The 17,743-nt window shown below is 51.3% G+C and carries 14 protein-coding genes and 1 other RNA gene; 2 read left to right on the top strand and 13 right to left on the bottom strand.

Annotated elements, in window-relative coordinates:
- Nucleotides 1–248: 248 nt before the first annotated feature.
- Nucleotides 249–1,259 carry an IS110 family transposase gene (locus KKH67_11965; GenBank protein ID MBU1319895.1) on the bottom strand — a complete coding sequence of 337 codons (1,011 nt, stop codon included), beginning with the start codon at nt 1,257–1,259 and terminating at the stop codon, nt 249–251.
- 290 nt (nt 1,260–1,549) lie between these two features.
- On the opposite strand from KKH67_11965, the gene KKH67_11960 reads away from it, so the two are divergent.
- Both KKH67_11960 and KKH67_11955 read left to right on the top strand, forming a co-directional pair.
- A complete protein-coding gene (locus tag KKH67_11960; protein ID MBU1319894.1) occupies nt 1,550–2,095 on the top strand; it encodes a helix-turn-helix domain-containing protein in 546 nt (181 codons plus the stop codon).
- Nucleotides 2,082–2,594 carry a methylated-DNA--[protein]-cysteine S-methyltransferase gene (locus tag KKH67_11955; GenBank protein ID MBU1319893.1) on the top strand — a complete coding sequence of 171 codons (513 nt, stop codon included), beginning with the start codon at nt 2,082–2,084 and terminating at the stop codon, nt 2,592–2,594. The genes KKH67_11960 and KKH67_11955 overlap by 14 nt, the downstream gene beginning before the upstream one ends.
- A gap of 412 nt (nt 2,595–3,006) precedes the next feature.
- Here KKH67_11955 and KKH67_11950 read toward each other — a convergent pair whose 3' ends face one another.
- From KKH67_11950 to rnpB, 12 genes are all read right to left on the bottom strand, one after another.
- Complete coding sequence (locus KKH67_11950) at nt 3,007–6,030, bottom strand: Eco57I restriction-modification methylase domain-containing protein (protein ID MBU1319892.1); 3,024 nt, start codon at nt 6,028–6,030, stop codon at nt 3,007–3,009.
- 112 nt (nt 6,031–6,142) lie between these two features.
- Nucleotides 6,143–7,171: a restriction endonuclease gene (locus KKH67_11945; GenBank protein ID MBU1319891.1), complete on the bottom strand. Its 1,029-nt coding sequence runs from the start codon at nt 7,169–7,171 to the stop codon at nt 6,143–6,145.
- Nucleotides 7,172–7,343: 172 nt separating this feature from the next.
- On the bottom strand, nt 7,344–8,366 hold the full coding sequence (locus tag KKH67_11940; protein ID MBU1319890.1) for an omptin family outer membrane protease: 1,023 nt from the start codon (nt 8,364–8,366) through the stop codon (nt 7,344–7,346).
- A complete protein-coding gene (gene mce / locus KKH67_11935; GenBank protein MBU1319889.1) occupies nt 8,366–8,767 on the bottom strand; it encodes a methylmalonyl-CoA epimerase in 402 nt (133 codons plus the stop codon). The genes KKH67_11940 and mce overlap by 1 nt, the downstream gene beginning before the upstream one ends.
- A gap of 1 nt (nt 8,768) precedes the next feature.
- Nucleotides 8,769–10,331: a methylmalonyl-CoA mutase family protein gene (locus KKH67_11930; protein ID MBU1319888.1), complete on the bottom strand. Its 1,563-nt coding sequence runs from the start codon at nt 10,329–10,331 to the stop codon at nt 8,769–8,771.
- A gap of 5 nt (nt 10,332–10,336) precedes the next feature.
- Complete coding sequence (locus tag KKH67_11925) at nt 10,337–10,855, bottom strand: acetyl-CoA carboxylase biotin carboxyl carrier protein subunit (GenBank protein MBU1319887.1); 519 nt, start codon at nt 10,853–10,855, stop codon at nt 10,337–10,339.
- Nucleotides 10,852–12,372 carry an acetyl-CoA carboxylase biotin carboxylase subunit gene (gene accC / locus KKH67_11920; GenBank protein MBU1319886.1) on the bottom strand — a complete coding sequence of 507 codons (1,521 nt, stop codon included), beginning with the start codon at nt 12,370–12,372 and terminating at the stop codon, nt 10,852–10,854. Before accC ends, KKH67_11925 begins: the two co-directional genes overlap by 4 nt.
- 189 nt (nt 12,373–12,561) lie before the next feature.
- Complete coding sequence (locus tag KKH67_11915) at nt 12,562–13,431, bottom strand: reverse transcriptase family protein (GenBank protein ID MBU1319885.1); 870 nt, start codon at nt 13,429–13,431, stop codon at nt 12,562–12,564.
- 44 nt (nt 13,432–13,475) lie between these two features.
- Nucleotides 13,476–13,775 (bottom strand): helix-turn-helix transcriptional regulator, encoded by a 300-nt coding sequence (locus KKH67_11910; protein ID MBU1319884.1) that lies wholly within the window; start codon nt 13,773–13,775, stop codon nt 13,476–13,478.
- Between the two features lie 774 nt (nt 13,776–14,549).
- Nucleotides 14,550–15,494 carry a methylmalonyl Co-A mutase-associated GTPase MeaB gene (meaB, locus tag KKH67_11905; GenBank protein MBU1319883.1) on the bottom strand — a complete coding sequence of 315 codons (945 nt, stop codon included), beginning with the start codon at nt 15,492–15,494 and terminating at the stop codon, nt 14,550–14,552.
- Nucleotides 15,491–17,194 carry a single-stranded-DNA-specific exonuclease RecJ gene (gene recJ, locus KKH67_11900; GenBank protein ID MBU1319882.1) on the bottom strand — a complete coding sequence of 568 codons (1,704 nt, stop codon included), beginning with the start codon at nt 17,192–17,194 and terminating at the stop codon, nt 15,491–15,493. Before recJ ends, meaB begins: the two co-directional genes overlap by 4 nt.
- Before the next feature lie 27 nt (nt 17,195–17,221).
- An RNA gene (gene rnpB / locus KKH67_11895) (RNase P RNA component class A) lies at nt 17,222–17,578 on the bottom strand.
- Nucleotides 17,579–17,743: the final 165 nt, after the last annotated feature.

Here is a 17,743-nt window from a genome sequence, read left to right as displayed (position 1 = left end):
GTAGGTCACCTATGAGAAGGCAGCTGTCAAGGGGTATCTCCAGTTTTTTGTCGCCGTCAGGCGATGTATGTTCTGTCGGATCTCAGAAGTCACCTATTCGAGATCATCCGGCCAGCGGCTGAATGTCCCACGATACTGTTCTCTTTGGGTGGCCGCCCACTCAAAACAACGGGTTCTTATCGACCCAAGACCTACGGCCGGGCTGACCACCCATTATCAGATTCCGACTCTTATCACTCCTACGTTTCTTATACGGTTTCCGCTCTGTACGGCTCTGAATTCTTAAGCATATGGTATATGATCACTGACAGTTTCCGAGCTACCGCCACTCTTGCCTTCTGCACATTACTCCTGTAAAGGACCCTGTTGTAAAGGCGATTCAGAGAGGGAGACTTCCGACAAACGTGTAAGGATACCTCAACAAGTGCATGCCGCAGTGGCTTCGAACCAAGATGCGTTATGCCGCCACGATAGACGCTTTCTCCCGATGACCGCACTGTAGGAACCAATCCGGTGTATGAAGAAAACGCCTTCGCTGACCTGAATCGACTGATATCACCTACCTCCGCATATATCGTTATCGACCAGATCAAACCCATCCCATGTATTGTCCTGAGAAGTGACACCGCCTCGATACCCTCACTGGCCGCCTCAAGATACTCATTAAGGCCACCTATCGTCTCCTTCAACCTATCTATCTCCTCAAGACATTGGTATACCGACATCAAGCTAACATCCGGAAGCAGCAATCTCGATATCTCGCGCCTCGCGCTTGCTGACGACACGTCAGATGCCTTCAGGTCTGCACCATACAGAAACAGCAGATGACGTACCCGGTTCTTCAAAGAAACCAGCATCTTCACAAAATGATATCGCTGACGTATTATCATCCGGAGTGACCTCAGATCGCGTGGAGGTAACCACGACTCCGGGAGGTAGTTCGTTCGCAGAAGATCCGCAAGAACCCTCGAATCATACTTGTCTGTCTTCGACTTCGACTCCGCGATTATCCGAACCTTGTACGGCGCAGCAACGTGAACTGACTTCGAGTATGGCTCTATCTGATCCAACAACCACTCGTAGTTCAACACAGGCTCCACTACTATATGAGTTCCCGAACCTATCCGGCTCGCAAAGTCGCTCACCTCACTTATGTTGTTGCCGAACTTCCCTCTCCTTAGTACATTACCGCTCGGGTCAAGCTCTGTGTATACACATAGCTTCTTGTGTACGTCGATACCGACATATGTATTTGACATGGCCGCTCCTTGCTTAAGGGTTTACAAGGCCAGTATAATCTATACTGGCCGAGCGGCCTTCTCATAATATCAGTATCCTCGCGTGATCCTGACTACTCAGAGGTAGGTCGACCCTGAGCGAAGCGCGTAGCGCAGAGCGTGGTTTCGACACCCCGACGACACGACTGGAGATTTGGCGCGCCGGCAGGAATCCCTTCCTGCCGGAAGACCGAACTAACCGAATATCACTTTCTAACTTACTTGCTCGAAAATCGGTAGACAGCAAGCTGCCACTTTCGTAGCTTGGCTTCATGGCAGAGCTAACAAACAAAGAAATGGTTGGAGCGATGATTCGCAATGACTCGTCGTATGATGGCCGATTCTATGTGGGAGTTGTCTCTACCGGCATCTACTGTCTGCCATCATGCAAAGCGAAGCTCCCGAAAATCGAAAACGTCGTATTCTTCGACAGCCGCGAGGAAGCCATCGGTGCCGGTTTACGCGGCTGCCAGCGCTGCAGGTCCGAGAAGTTTCCCGATGTTCTCCCCAAATGGCTGCACGATGTGCTGCGATTCATGCGCGAGAACAAAACCGAGAGGCTAAACGAATCGACGCTGATTAAGATGACCGGGCACGACATTTCGACGGTCAGGCGATATTTCAAGACACACTTCGGCGTGACTCCGCTCGGATTTCACCGCAGGCTGCGGCTGAATCACGCGCGCATGCTGATTCAATCCGGCTGTGATTATCTGAGTGCGGCGTATGAGTGCGGGTATGAATCCGCGAGCGGGTTTCGCGACGCATTTGTGAAGCAATTCGGCCAAACTCCGGGGAGGCTATATGGCGACAGATAACATTGTGTACAGGGATATTAGGAGTCCGCTTGGCGATATGATTGCCGGAGCGACAGACAGCGGCGTCTGTTTTCTCGAATGGCATGATCGCGGTGGAGTGGAGCGTATCAAAAAGCGTATCGAGAAACGCTACCGGCTGCCGTTGACTCCGGGCAATAACTCACATCTCGACGAACTTGAAGAAGAAGTGACCCGATATTTCGACGGCAAGCTGAAAGAATTCTCTGTAGCGCTTGATATCAAGGGCACACCATTCGAACGCAGTACATGGGATCAGCTTCTCGCGATACCTTATGGCAAGACGCGCTCATACGGCCAGATGGCTGACCTGCTGGGCAAACCACGTGCATCGAGAGCGGTCGGACGAGCCAACGGCGCAAACTACATTTCGATAGTAGTGCCATGCCACCGCGTGATCGCAACCAACGGCGGCCTCGGCGGTTATGGCGGCGGCATCCAACGCAAGAGATATCTGTTAGACCTCGAAGCAGAGAAGTAAGGGCAGGTTTCTCCGAAACCTGCCTCTTGACACAAGATGGCAGGCTTGAGGACAATCCCGCCCTACGATCCTGATGATTCTTCCCTACGTCGTCTGCATATTCAGTCACCACTCACAACGCCGCAGGCGTTGTCATGCCGACGAAAGTCGGTATCCAGAAGGTGCCAAGACTGGATTCCGATTTGCGGGCTTGTTGACAAAGTCCCAATATGCCCATCGTCGTCATCGCGAGGAGCGAAGCGACGTGGCGATCTCTATGTCAATCAATGCAATAGTGAGATAATGAGATTGCCACGCTTCGCTCGCAATGACATCATTTAGGGTTTTTCAACAAGCCCTTGCATCGGAATAACAGCCCTTCGGGCTGTTGGGATTACGTACAGCGTTACGCGCGGGAACGGCAAGAGAGTCATCATTGACCTTCCACGATCTTGATCTCCTCATCCGTCAAACCATACAGTTCGTACACCAGTCGGTCGATCTCCGCGTCGGTTGTAGTGATAGCGTTCTGCAATGTGGCTTTTTTGGACTCTGATGTGGCCTCGCGCAGCTTCGGCGTCAGCGCCAGCATGGATTCGGCGAGTTGCACTATGCGGTCATGAATGGACTTCTGTGATGCGTCAGATAAATCAATGGAACGAATGGGAAGTTGAGATACATACATAGGTTTATATTCGAAATATCCGCCATGCTTGGTGGACGATATCGAATGAAGAATAATGTCTGAAACTCTAGAGTTGAGCACACCAAGAAGGTAGAGATCGTCGGTCTGGACTATTGATGTCTTGTCGTTCGAATAATGATTCTCTTCATCGAAAGCGTAGGATGCTGATTTGACGATTGCAGGAACAATGATCTTCGGTTTTTCGAATTCGTGATAATATTCGCAGGCGCGGAGCTCCCACCAATACTCGCCCTTGTCATAGCGTTTCTGACCTGCGGCGGCAAAGGGGGCGATATGGAGTGCAACGGCTGGATAGTTCTTCTGCAGCCAGCCCCACGCATCTTTGGCGTTCCGGGATTTCTCCCTTGTCCATCCCTTTGGCATCAGAATCAGGAACTGATCGCTCTGCGGCGTTTGGTAGCGTTTGATGTCTCTACCGGCGAGGAAAGGCTTGATGATTTCAGCGCTTTGGGAGTCTTCGGCGATGAGCCGTTCCCGCGTTGCCCTGTCAATCACAAAGGCCTTGTTAAGGCCGGTCAAAACTCCGCGATATATTTTGCCCTTCACATATTCGCCAAGCGGGACACCCGCCGCGCGGATTTTCTCAATCAATGTCTGTGTCCGTTCATCTGAGAGCGACCAGCCCTTGTCATCGAGCGATGTCCGCCGAATCAGGTATTTGCCATTTTCGACGCATTCCTGCAAATCCACAAAATTCAGCGTGTCCATTTGGACGATGGAAATATCTTCGCAACGCCGCTGCGTCTCCGCGGGGGTCTTTCTGATTCTGATAATGCAGGGATACGTAGTCGCCCCTTTGAAAACGGGCAGATCGCCGAAGTCGATGATTTCCTCAACCTGCTGCTCCTTCAGCCATTTGCGGAGTGGCTCCCCGTAATTCGCGCGCATCCATTTGTTGGCGACGATATAGGAAAACCAGCCATCGGGACGGAGAAGCGAAACGCCGCGTTCGATGAAATAGGCGTATAGATCGGCGACGCTGTGATAGACGCGATAATGCACGTTGGCGTATTCCTTGAACCCCGCGCCGAGAGTTTCCTGCCTGACATACGGCGGATTGCCGATCACCGCGTCGAAGCCGCCAGCTTTCATCGCGTCGGGGAACTGCACATCCCAGTCGAAAGCGCGGACGCGCACCAAGTCTTCGGGAACTAGCGAGAAGTCGGAGGCGATCAATGAATTTCCGCACTTTATGTTGTTCGATAGATTCGGCAATGCGCGTGCGTGGAAGAGCTTCATCTGCTCGGAGAGAGTGGTATCGTTTTCGCCTTCAAGGGCTTTCAGCAGCAATGAGAGTTTGGCGGTTTCGACAGCCTGCCGGTCGATATCGACGCCGAAGATATGAGTAGTAAGGATACGTTTGCGTTCGGCGATAGTGAGGCGGGTTTCACCTTTGGCGTTCTGATATACGGCTTTGGCGTGTCTCTTGGAAGGGTTGGCTTGATACCATTTCAAGCAGTGTTCCAGGAGAAACTGATATGCGCCGATGAGGAAGGAGCCGCTACCGCATGCCATGTCGAGCACGCGGAAGGGGGGCTTGGTTTTGCCGCCGGCGAGATCGGCGGGGCTTTTGCCCTCAATCTGTTTGCCGATGGTGTTCTGGACGATGTAGTTCACAATATAGGCGGGGGTGTAATACACGCCGCCAGCCTTGCGCACTTCCGGTTTTTCCTCGACTTTGGCCTGATGCCCGGCGGTCAGGCGGATGACTTTGCCGAGGAATCGTTCATACACCGTGCCCAGAATTTCCACAGGCAGGACGCCGAAGTTATACGGGCTGCCATGTTCGAAGTAGAGGCTTTGGAGAATGGGCTTGAGCGCCTTGTCGTCCACAACCAGACGGGGAGTGAGTGTGTCCGGCGCATCAGAGACGCCGGATTCTTTCTGGAAGTGGAACAGGCCGGAGTTGTATTTCTCATCGGCCTTACGGCACAATCCGCTCATGAAATGGCCGTAGATATGCGGCTGGTTGCAGAGTTCGAGTAGTTGCCCGTACGATTCCAGTCCCCGATCTTCGGCAATCCGCAGGAAGACGATCCTGTCAATGATCCGTTGAACGGCGGCGTTGAGATCGTCTGTCGACAGATCGCTGTTGCGCAGGGCGAGGTTTCGCGCCAGAACATCGCGCCAGCCCTCGATATCCTTCAGAAATTCGCTGTCAACTTCGGAAGTGCCTCGCTTACGCTTGGAGGCAGCATACTGGTCGAACATCCCGGACCAGACGGCCTCGCGCGAGAACACGTCCCAAATTTCCCGCCAGCGATCAGGATATTCCGCGAACCCGAAATATTGGATACGGGCATGACTCGCTTTGTCGCTGGGTCGCGGGCGGGAGGCGCAATCGTAAACGCCCAGCTCCTCGAAGTCGGTCAGGATTGACAAGGCAAGCTTGGCGCTGAAGCCGTATCGGCGAAGCTGGTAGGCGGGAGCGGGATCGGCGTTGATATTGATGCCGCACTTCTTGGCTTCGACATAGAACTTCGGCAGTGTGCCAACGCGGAAGGTGTAGTCGGGCGCCTTCTGTTGGCCTTCCACATCAAGGCTGTCTTCGGGGATCACTTCGCGATATTGAGGCGCCGCCATGGACTCGTTGCGCACGTCCCAACCAAGTGCCTCAAAAAAAGGGTCTATGAGCGATTGGCGGACGTGGGCTTCTTTGACTCCGGGGACGAGGAAAGACTTCCGGTTAGTGGCGAAATACTTACACAGCTTCCCAACTTCATCTTTGCCCTGGTCGAATGTCTTACTCATAAGTGTTCAATCCTTTTCCCCGTATGACGTGGCCGCGATCTTTGATCGCGGTTTACAAATGCCTGAGTTCCGCGAAGGCGGTTTTGGTGTCTTCCTTCGGTCATATATCCTGTCAGCGCTGGCGTGTGCGGATGGATCGACCTTCCAACTCCTTTGGATCAAAAAAGCCCTTCATTATAATTCTCAGAACCGAACCGTTAACGAGTACTTCGTCTTGATGCGATAGCGTATCACTCTTAATTCTAACCCATTGAGCTTCGGGACTTCCTTCTCTCTTGCAAGCGGCATACACTTGGTTGTTTACGCAGTCCTCAATCGCCAGAACGAAGAGATATTTCTCTGAGCGATCGAGCACAAACCTAGATTGGCTTACTTTTATTCCTACGGCCAACTCGATTCTAGGTACATAGAGTACGGTGGTGCCATTGACTACTTGAAGCTCGCTATCCGGAAATTGCATATTTACATCCACCAAGAAATATCGTGTACACTCTTCCCCGCCATTGATAATGAACGCTTTCTTTTGAAACTCATCAATCGCATGATCGCAGGCAGCCTCCAAATAGTCCTCAAGAGTCCTATGCTTATCTTTGTGGAAAGAGACAATCAAATGCTTCTTGCTCTTGCAGCCGAAAACAAGCAAAAGCGCAGTTTGTTCTTTCTGTTCAGTTCCCACTTGATATGCCACTTTGGTGTTCTTGACATCCACTTTCACTATGGTCTTTGAAATTACGTGTAAGTAGAAGTCAATTACCTTTCCGGGTAGACCCCATTCCTTGTCTGATAAATCGCGAACAACAAAGAGCTCTATTCCCTTTGATTTTGCATAAATCTTTGCGCCTGACTGGTACCCAATTCTTGTAAAGACAACTCCCTTGGAAGCATTCAAATCGAGCATACTGGAATGCAGAACATCAATGTCGGCCCTTTTTACTTTCCTTGTCCAGCACTTGCACTCGATTAAAGTTAGAGATTGATCTGGGCCTTCATTGTGTCTCAATAGGACATCTATTTCACGAGAGGCACCTGACGCACCGACGAGTGTCACCCCTCTTTCTGCCGATACATCACCAGTTGCATGCAGGTCTCTTATGAACTCCTCAAAGCCACCCCAGTCTTTTACAACGCTCTGCAATTCCATGTTTACACTCATGACTCTACTAATAGGAGGTTGCCGTGGCCGCGATCTTTGATCGCGGTTAACGAACACAATTGTCAGGATCTCCTCACTTGCGTTCGGACCTGCTCTGCGCTCTGCTTGAGCAGGCGGGGATCCTGACCTACAGACTACATCCTGACGGCGCGAGCAAACCCTACCTGCCGAGATAGAGCGTCAGGCCACCGCTGATCGAATACCACTCCGATTTGGTTTCGGCGGGAATGCCGGTGTAGGCCTGGTATGGCTCACCAAGTTCAGTCTGCTTCTGCGTGCCATCGGTTTTGAAAAAACTATAATCGACACCACCGAAGACCTCCACAATACGTGATGCTTTATATGTTAGCCTCAATCCGGCTATGCCCGCAGAACCATCCGAGGATGTCTCCGCTTTCTTGGGTGGTTCACGCAAAAGGTGAATGTCGAGATCGTCAGCGGAAACAATCGGCGCGAACATGCCCATCAGCTCGGCCTCGACTCCGAAGGGGAATCTATATGCGAATGATCCGCCGAAATAGAATGCGGTGTAGTCAATTTCGTAAGTGATGACCAACGCGGTCGTATCGAATACGTACGGTTCGTCAAGCGGCACAAGTCCCAGCTCATCATCGAATCCGTAATACTGCCATTGCGTAGCATCCTCGGCCTCGAAGCTCATGTTGACAAGAGACAATCTGATCCGCGGTGTGAAGGTCATGCTCTTTGTCCGCGCAGTGTAGCTTGCCTCGAAGTCGAACTGCTTCGATTTGTCGTTGTTCCGAGCGCTGCCGAATATGAATGAATTCTGCTGCTTGTTTAACTCGAACCAATCGTAGTCCTTGAACAATCCCTCGGAGTTGCTCAGTTGCAACCATGCTGTCGCACTCAGTGAGAAACCCGCGTACGCGGCAGTGGCGCCGAGTCTTGTCAGAATTGAATTTACCGGGAACCTAAGACGACTTCCCGCTTTCAGGACAACGTCATACGGCTGCACCGGAACCCAACCGACATCGATTTCATACTCTGTGTATCCCTCTCTTCGTTCGGTCCCGATATCAAGAGCAAACGTAAACTTCCTCACCGTCTGACTTCGAGCAGAATCCGCTTCCACTCCAACTGATGCATCCTGAGCATAAGCCACAGTGCCATCAACACACAGCATCACAGCGCACAAAAACAGCAACCATGCACGATTCAGCATCATTCCTCCTCGAGTTCGATCAGAACGCTCCCGGTAGTTTTCGGGTGCAGAAAAGCAACGAGTTTCCCCTCGGCGCCCGACCTCGGCATCTCGTCTATTGGCTCCACTCCTTTATCTGCGAGTCCGTCGATAGCATCGCTGATATCATCAACAGAGAGTGAGATATGGTGCAACCCCTCGCCTCTCTTATCTAGATACTTGTTAAGCTTCGCGGTCTCATCGAGCGGCGCGATGAGCTCCAGCCTCACATTCGGTAATTCGAGAAATGCCACCTTAACGCCCTGCGACGGCACATCGATGATCTCTCCTTGCGGCACGCCGAGAATTCCACAGAATAAGCCCAACTGCTTCTCGATATCACGAACCGCAATGGCGACATGATTCAGCTTGTTGACTTTCATTTCACAATACCACACTCTCTCTATATTCGCCCCAGACGGACCGGAACACATCGGATATCTCACCGACTGTACAATAGGCTTCGACACACTCGAGAATCGTCGGAACGAGATTGTCGTTCATCGATGCTTTTTCCTTCAATGCTGTGAGTATTGCATTTGCACGTTTTGAATCTCTCGTTGACTTCACAGCATGCAGCCGCACTATTTGCTCGTCTCTGAGCTTCGGATCGACCTTGAGTATTTTCGGCTCGCGTTCATCCTCGACGACAAACCGGTTGACTCCGACGACTGTCCGCTTACCGGAATCGACAGCCTTCTGATACTCATAGGCTGCTATCTGTATCTCTTTCTGATAGAATCCCCGCTCGACAGCCTTGAGCGCGCCCCCTATCCTATCGATCTTGTCGATGTACTCCGCGCATTCTCGTTCGATCTGATCGGTCATCGATTCAATATGGTAACTACCGGCAAGAGGGTCGATCGCGTCTGTGACACCGGACTCGAAGCCGATTATCTGCTGAATGCGGAGAGCGGTTTGAGCAGTTCTTTCGGTCGGAAGGCCAAGTGCCTCATCCTCGGAATTCGTGTGTAGCGACTGTGTGCCTCCCAAAACGGCGGCGAGCGCTTCGAGAGTCGTACGGATAGTATTGTTTTCAGGCTGCTGAGCAGTCAGAGATGATCCAGCAGTCTGAGTGTGAAACCGCAGCATCATAGATTTCGGATTCTTCGCGCCGAATCGCTTCTTCATAATGGTCGCCCAGAGCATGCGTGCCGCGCGAAACTTTGCGATCTCTTCGAGAAGATTCTGATGTCCGTTGAAGAAGAACGAGAGTCTAGGCGCAAACCGATCGATGTCCAGACCGCGAGACAGCGCAGCTTCGACATAAGCTATGGCATTCGCCAACGTAAACGCGACCTCCTGCACGGCGGTCGATCCGGCTTCGCGGATGTGATAGCCGGAAATCGAAATCGTGTTGTATCGAGGCAGATGTTCCTCTGCGTATTCGAAAATGTCGCAGATCAGACGCATCGATGGTTCAGGCGGATATATATATGTCCCGCGCGCAATATACTCTTTCAGAATGTCATTCTGCACCGTACCGGTGATGTTCTTCGCCGCAACACCCTGCTTTCTTGCCACAGCGATGTACATACAAAGCAGAATTGCCGCAGTCGAATTGATTGTCATCGACGTCGAGACTTTGTCGAGCGGAATTCGGTTAAACAGAATCTCGAAATCCTTCAACGTGTCGATTGCAACGCCGGTCTTGCCGACCTCGCCTTCCGACATCGCATGATCGGAGTCATACCCTATCTGAGTCGGCAGATCGAACGCCACCGAAAGCCCAGTCTGCCCCTGTTCGAGCAGATATCGGTAACGCTTGTTGGATTCGACCGCCGTACCGAAACCGGCATATTGACGCATCGTCCAGAGCCGTTCGGTATACATCCCTGCATATATGCCGCGAGTAAACGGATACTCGCCCGGATTTCCAAGTTCCTGCTGATAGTCGTGCCCATCCAGATCGGCGGGCGTATGCAGATGTTTCTTCTTGCTGTCCATTGCGACTAAGTCGGATTCGATTTTAGTTTGACAAGACACTGCCCTTTGTCGACCGCCTGTCCCGGTTTGACAAGAACATCAGCAATCTCTCCATCAGAAGCTGCCTTAAGCTCGTTCTCCATTTTCATAGCCTCGATGATGATTACTCCCTCTCCCTTCTTCACCGCATCACCGACAGACTTCAGCAGTTTCACCACCAGTCCCGGCATTGGCGCTGCTATATCCTTCTGATCCGCCATTTCCGAGCCCATACCGGCAACTTCGCGCAATTTGGCAAGACGCTCATCCTCGGCCGTTACTTCAAACTCGCGACCATAGATGAACACAGAAAACTTCCCGTTCTGGCGATTCACTTCAACATCGTAAGACATCGAATCGACCAGCATCAGGAAACGGTGCTTGTTCTTTCTTGTTGTGTAGCTGAACTTGACCGGCTTGCCGTTGAATTGCAGATCGATTTTGGCGCCGCGATCGTCTAGAGATACGATATACTCTTTATCCAGAAGTTTTGCCGAGTAGTTCATTTAGATCCTCCCAGCGGCTTTCTCAGTCCGGAGATTCTGCCCGATGTCTTCCACTTCGATGCTGCTCCGCCGGATTCGCTTCCGGTCGATATGCGCTTGTTGTCGAGATAATCGTAGAAACATGCCGCTATTGCTGCCGCTTCAAGAATGTGCTCATCTTCTCCCGCAAGATAATCCATATCCTTGAAATGATCCTCGATGAAATGCGTCGTAAGATCGCCACGTTTGAAAGCTTCGTGCTCTATGACCTTCTCGTGAAAGCTGATCGCGGTCGAGACGCCGCAAATTCTATACTCCGACAAAGCGCGTTTCATCCTGACAATCGCTTCATCGCGCGTCGCCCCCCACGTACACAGCTTTGAAATCATCGGATCGTAGAATATCGGAATCTGCGATCTCTCCACAACTCCGGAGTCGACTCGTACTCCCGGACCAGCCGGTTCTCTGTATGATTTCAGTTCACCGGTCGATGGCATGAAGTTGTTGCTTGGATCCTCGGCATAAATGCGGCACTCGATCGCATGGCCGCGAATCGTGATATCTTTCTGTGCGAATGAGAGCTTGTTGCCGGACGCGACACTGATTTGCTCTTTGACCAAATCGATACCGGTGATCATCTCCGTTACGGGATGTTCGACCTGAAGTCGCGTGTTCATCTCGAGGAAATAGAAATTCCGGTCATTGTCGGCGAGGAATTCGACCGTCCCCGCATTCACATAGCCGCACGACTGTGAGACCTGGACTGCCGCTTTGCCCATCTTCTCACGCATAGCTTTATTGACTAGCGGCGATGGTGCTTCTTCGATTACTTTCTGGTGTCTTCGCTGAATCGAACATTCGCGCTCACCGAGGTACACGCAGTTACCATGCGCGTCAGCCATGATCTGTATTTCGATATGACGCGGATTGGATATGTACTTCTCGATATAAACTCGATCATCGCCGAATGCGCTCTTCGCCTCCGATGACGCTCCTCGAATGGCGGACTCGAGTTCGTCGCTGCTGTTGACAATGCGCATCCCCTTGCCACCACCACCGGCTGCCGCTTTGACAAGCACCGGATACCCAATCTTCTCAATGTCCTTCCGCAATGACTCAACGTTGTCAATCGCCTCCTCGAAACCGGGAACCACCGGCACATCCGATTTCTGCACAGCCTTTCGGGCAGATAGTTTATCGCCCATCAGTTCTATCGCTGATGGCGGCGGGCCGATCCATGTGAGATTATTTTCGATAACCATCTGCGCGAATCGAGCATTCTCTGCGAGGAATCCGTAACCGGGATGGATGGCGTCCGCTCCGGTCGCTTTCGCCGCATCGATTATCTTCTCGGCTGCGAGATAACTCTCTGAAGATGGTGACGGTCCGATGTGATAAGCCTGGTCGGCGGTACGAACATGAAACGCGTCGGCGTCGGCGTCGGAGAAGACTGCGACACTTGTGATGCCGAGCTCACGACACGACCGCATCACCCGTATCGCTATCTCTCCTCTATTAGCAATCAGAATCTTCTTAATCATAGTCATTTATCATATGCATTGACGCGTTACTTGGCAAGCGAATTCGGATGGGTGGAAACCGAGGAGGCGAGAAACAAACGGCACAAATAATCACAGCCCTGTAAATGGCAACATTCCACATGGGGTAGCATGAAGTCAAACCGATAGTATAGTAGTGGTGATAGGATGAAGCATACGGTGCGTCAGTCATGTGCCCGACATCATCTGGCCCTGCCTCAGCTCTGACAGGAAACACAAATACTTAGATTCATCCAGTTGCCTAGTCCAAAGGAGTTGTCCCCTTATACTCCCAAGCAAGTCTTCAGCGAGAGTTGAATCGCATATCATTTGGGCTAGCTCATAAGCCCAAATCTTCTTCAAGAGCTTTTCATCAAACTTCGGTTTGGTCGTACAGAAGCCGTTTTGCATGAAAACGCCAGTGACTGCGATTCCTTCCTGCTTACTTCTGAGCTCCTTCTTCTTCAGATTCAAGCGAAAATGCATCTCCTGGAACATTCTCAGGATGCGAGCCTCAAGCCTCAACAGAACTGGAGAACCACTAATGCATATGTCATCAACATATATGCTCAGTTGCAGACCGTACTGGTTACACATGCCAAACAGTCTTTGAGCAAGCGGTATCAGTGTTAACTCAGCAATGGTGGTACTCGTGGGAAATCCCTGTGGCAAATGATGCTGGAAGGTACAGAGTTCTGTCAGTAATTTCAGGACTGCTTCCTTGTCACACACCTGCGACAAGGAGTTGCTGACGCGTCGATAGTCAGTGCTCGGGAAGAAGTCCTTGAGATCAAGTTTGAGAATATATGGGCTATGCAAATGGACCAGTGCGCAGTCGATGGCAGATACCCCTTTCCTCGACCCGTAGAAGTAATTCGGGATCGGACATCTTTTCAGCTGTTGGTCGATCTTTCTAAGAAGTTCCTTAAATTCGCCGTGCGGCACCTTCAATTGGCGGTACTTGGCCCCGATCAGTCGCTCCTCTTCAGTCACAAACCGCTTCTTCCTTCCGCACCATGCGAACAGGTCATCAACGGGTACCTTCAGCGTTTTAGCCAAAGCTTCAACACTTCCCCAGAGACATACTTTCTTCGAAGAAGTATTCATGTCCGCGACAGCTTGCGTCTGATTAAATCCCAGAACAAATTATTGACTTTCTCGGTGATTTCAATGGATAGAGGATCAGACGAGTCACTTGCTACTGAGTTCTCCCAAAAGAACACATACAACGGGATTCCCAGTTCGGCGGCGACCTTTCGCAGGAATTTCAAGCTCGGTTCTCGCCTTTCGTTCTCCACAAGCGATACATAATTCGACGAAACGCCAACTTTCTCCGCTAGTTCTCCCTGCTTAAGTCCCGCTAAGTTGCGAATTGTACGCAGTGTCATTCCTATATTGGTCATAATACCTCCAAAAGAAAAAGGGGGAAATCAGATTTGTAGAAACCGCGCGATCTCCAGAAGCAGATGTACAATTCCGACTGTTAACTCGAAATACCCTGTCTCCGCATCAGAAGAATCATTGCAGGATCTAATTTCCAGCTCATCCAATATGCTGGTCAATCGATCCAATTTCCCCTCGTCATCTGAAGCCTTCAATCGAGATCGCAACCGATCCAGAATAGCTCGCGCTTGCTCAATCAAGGCCGCAGAATTCGACGTAGGGGTCACTTCATCACCTCCTTGTGTAATAGATTTTAGATGACATATCTCTAGGAAATCCCATATCTCGCCGCTGCAAAGGCTGCGCTGACAGGGCTCTCGGTCGAGACGCTTTTTCTTTCCGAGTGATGCTCCTACAGGTGCATCACTCGAGCGGCGCACCGTTAGTCATGCTCTCATGAGCAATGATAATTTGCTATCATGCATTGAGCGTTGGTCAGTGAGAACCCAACCACGAAATTGAACAAATGAAAAACGTCTTCCACTCAATGCGCTAGCAACGATGTGCCACTTACGAGGCTGGCAAAGCCAGCATAACGTACTAAGACGTTAGGGAGGTGATTACCCTCATCGGATTCTGATTTCAAAGAACATGCCGATCAATATCGACAACACACTATTACGAGATTGTTGAATAATTGCAATCACTTTTTCAATAAAAGTGTAGTTTCTAACTGTCAGTTAGAATCACAGGAAGGCTGAGCTGCACTGGGCAGTCGAGTGAAAGTGCAGGATTCAGGTGAAATGCTCCCGAAATATCCTCTCGGCTTCCGTATACGGGTCTGAGGAGCCTTCGGCTATTTCGTCGACTATCTTTTCGACTGTGGCGTCACCGCCGATGCGATTCCTCGCCTCGTCGAGCAACATATCCTGAAGATGCTGATAGATTTCTCTCTTGACCTGTCTGCGCCGTCTCTTTTCGAATTTGCCACTCTCTTTGAGGTACGTCTGATGGGCCGCAATCTGCTCCTGCAGCTTGTCCACACCCCACCCTTTCAGAGCCGAGGTCTGTACCACCGGATAATGCCACTCGCTGCCGTGACGCCTTATATCGAGCATCATTTCGAGCTCTGCAGCGAGACGATCCGCGCCTTCCCGATCAGATTTGTTGAGACAGAACACATCGGCGATCTCCATGAGTCCCGCTTTCATCGCCTGAATAGTATCGCCTGATTCGGGCACGAGCACGACAACAACCGTATCAGCCGTATCGACGATATCGAGTTCTACCTGCCCGACACCGACAGTCTCGACAAGCACTTTGTCAAACCCGAACGAATCGAGCACTACGCAGATGTCTTTCGTAGCCGAAGCAAGTCCCCCACCTGAACCGCGGGTCGCCATGCTCCTGATATAAACATTTCTATGATTGGAAAGCCTCGCCATGCGGATCCGGTCACCCAGCAGCGCACCGCCGGTGAATGGCGATGACGGATCGACTGCGATGATGCTGACCATTTCGCCATCTTCGAGAAGCTGGTTCGCCACCAGATCGACCAGCGATGACTTCCCCGCGCCCGGCGGACCGGTGAAGCCGATTTTGTATGTCTTGCCAGTGCGTGGATAGAGTCGGGCAAGGACCTCTCTGTAGTTGTCAGCCCGATTTTCTACATGCGTGATTATCTTGGCGAGTGATCTGCGATCGCCATCTAAAAATTTGTCGATTACTGCCATCGTCAGTATCGCAGGTCTTTTACCCTGAGCTGGATGCGCGCCTGTTCGTAATAGGTGTTTGCTTCGACAACATACGCCATATCAACATCGACACCGCGCATGGCAAGAGTGTTTGCGTGATCGCCGAAACCGAAACCTATCACGTCGAATTCCCTCTCGCCCTTACGAACACGCATCTTGAGATGATTCCGGCCAACTATATATGGTTGCCCGACGATATTGAGATTTCTCGTCAGGAACACGGGGCGCATGTTCTGTGGACCAAACGGCGCAAACATCTCGATTGTATTCACGAAGTCCATGTCGACATCATCAAGGTCAACCTCAGCATCGATATGCAGCTTCGGCGTCAGATCGTCTGGACTGAGTTGTTCCGCCGCAACCTTCTTGAGACGAGTGCGGAACTCCTCGACGTTCTTTTCTTCAATAGACAGCCCCGCAGCATACTTGTGTCCACCAAACCTCAGCAGCACATCCCCGCACCCTCTGAGAGCCTCGTAGATGTGAAATGCCGGTATCGATCTGGCAGAACCCTTGCCGACACCATCTTCGATAGAGATCAAAACAGTCGGAAGATAATACCGCTCGACAAGGCGCGAAGCGACGATTCCGATGACTCCCTGATGCCATCCGGATGACGATAGAACAATTGCCTTGTCCTTTTCGAGATCTACTGTCTTCTCCATGAGTTCGAGAGCCTCATTCAGAGTCTTCTCATCGATTGCTTTCCTTCGGCGATTCTCTTCATCCAGGAATCTCGCTATCTCACCAGCCGCGTTTTCGTCGCGCGTAGTCAGAAGCTTGATAGCTTTTACCGCATTGCCGAGTCTGCCTATGGCGTTGATCCTTGGAGCAAGGATGAACACTACCTGACCGGTGGAAATCTCTTTGCCCATGAGACCGGAGACAAACACAAGCTTCTTGAGTCCCGGCTTGGTAGTGCGTACGATCTGCTTGATTCCGAATTTAGTGAGGATTCGATTTTCGTGAATGAGTGGGACAATATCTGCCGAAGTCCCAAGGGCGACAAGATCAAGGTGCTCTTCCAACTCCTCCTCGTTCTGGTTCAGTCTGCGGTAGAGAGCCTGTGCGACCTTGAAAGCTACACCGACACCTGCCAACTCATGTCCGGCATCGGTCTTTTTGTCACATTTCGGGTTCACAATCGCCACGGCATCGGGGAGTTTCTCCCCCGGTTCGTGATGATCCGTGACCACCACATCAATTCCACGTTCGCGGGCATAGACGACTTCGTCGTTGGCAGTCACACCCGTATCGACCGATACTATCAGCGTTGCTCCGAGGCGCTCGGCCTCGTGGATGCCATCTTCCGAGAGGCCATACCCTTCCACAAGCCGATTCGGCAAGTAATAAAGCACCTGTGCACCGAGCTTGTTGAGGACAAGGAACATAAGAGCCGATGCAGTCACGCCATCGACATCATAATCGCCGTAGACAAGAATCTTCTCGTTCAACCGGAGAGCTTCGACAATCCGTTCAACAGCCTTGTCCATATCTTTGAGAAGGAACGGGTCGGAGAGATTCTCCATTTTCGGATCAATGAAGCTCTTGATCTCATCCTCGTCCGTGAGTCCGCGGTTCATGAGAATCTTAATGATGATATTCGGGAGGTTGAGTTTCTGAGCGAGTTCGTCAACTTCCCTGTAGTCCGGCTCTGGTGCTACTACCCATTCTAATCGAGGCATTTCATACTTCCCTAAAAAAACAAAAATCGCCGTAGCAGGCAATAAGCCGAGTTCTGTAACCCAATTGGGCGACGATCATCCATCTACAGCAAAAGTTTCCTTTTGCCCAAGCGGTCTACCCGCAGGTCATGCGGTGCGAGCAACACCTCCCTGCCTATTTGACCTTGCTTCAGGTGGGGTTTACCAAGCAGACATGATTACTCATGCCTCTGGTGGTCTCTTACACCACCGTTTCACCCTTGCCCGACCCCGAGGGGTCGTCGGCGGTCTCCTCTCTGCTGCACTTTCCGTCGGATCACTCCGCCCTCCATTTCGGAGGCACCTTGCTCTTTGAAGCTCGGACTTTCCTCAGCACGTAAATGCCGCGATCGTCTCGCCTGCTCCGGCAAATCTATGTTGACTCAGCCTATTGCCAAATTCACCGATATCCAATATAAACAATTTCAAACACCTCACCTAACACAAACTTCAAAAAAAGCCAATGGCGAACCACGACCTGGCGTTCCAAGCGAATGAGACACGCAAGACACTGTGGTGCAATGACGTAGG

It is taken from the genome of Candidatus Zixiibacteriota bacterium, assembly GCA_018820315.1.
Classification (GTDB): Bacteria; Zixibacteria; MSB-5A5; order JAABVY01; family JAHJOQ01; genus JAHJOQ01.
This window is presented reverse-complemented; position numbering and strand designations above follow the sequence as displayed.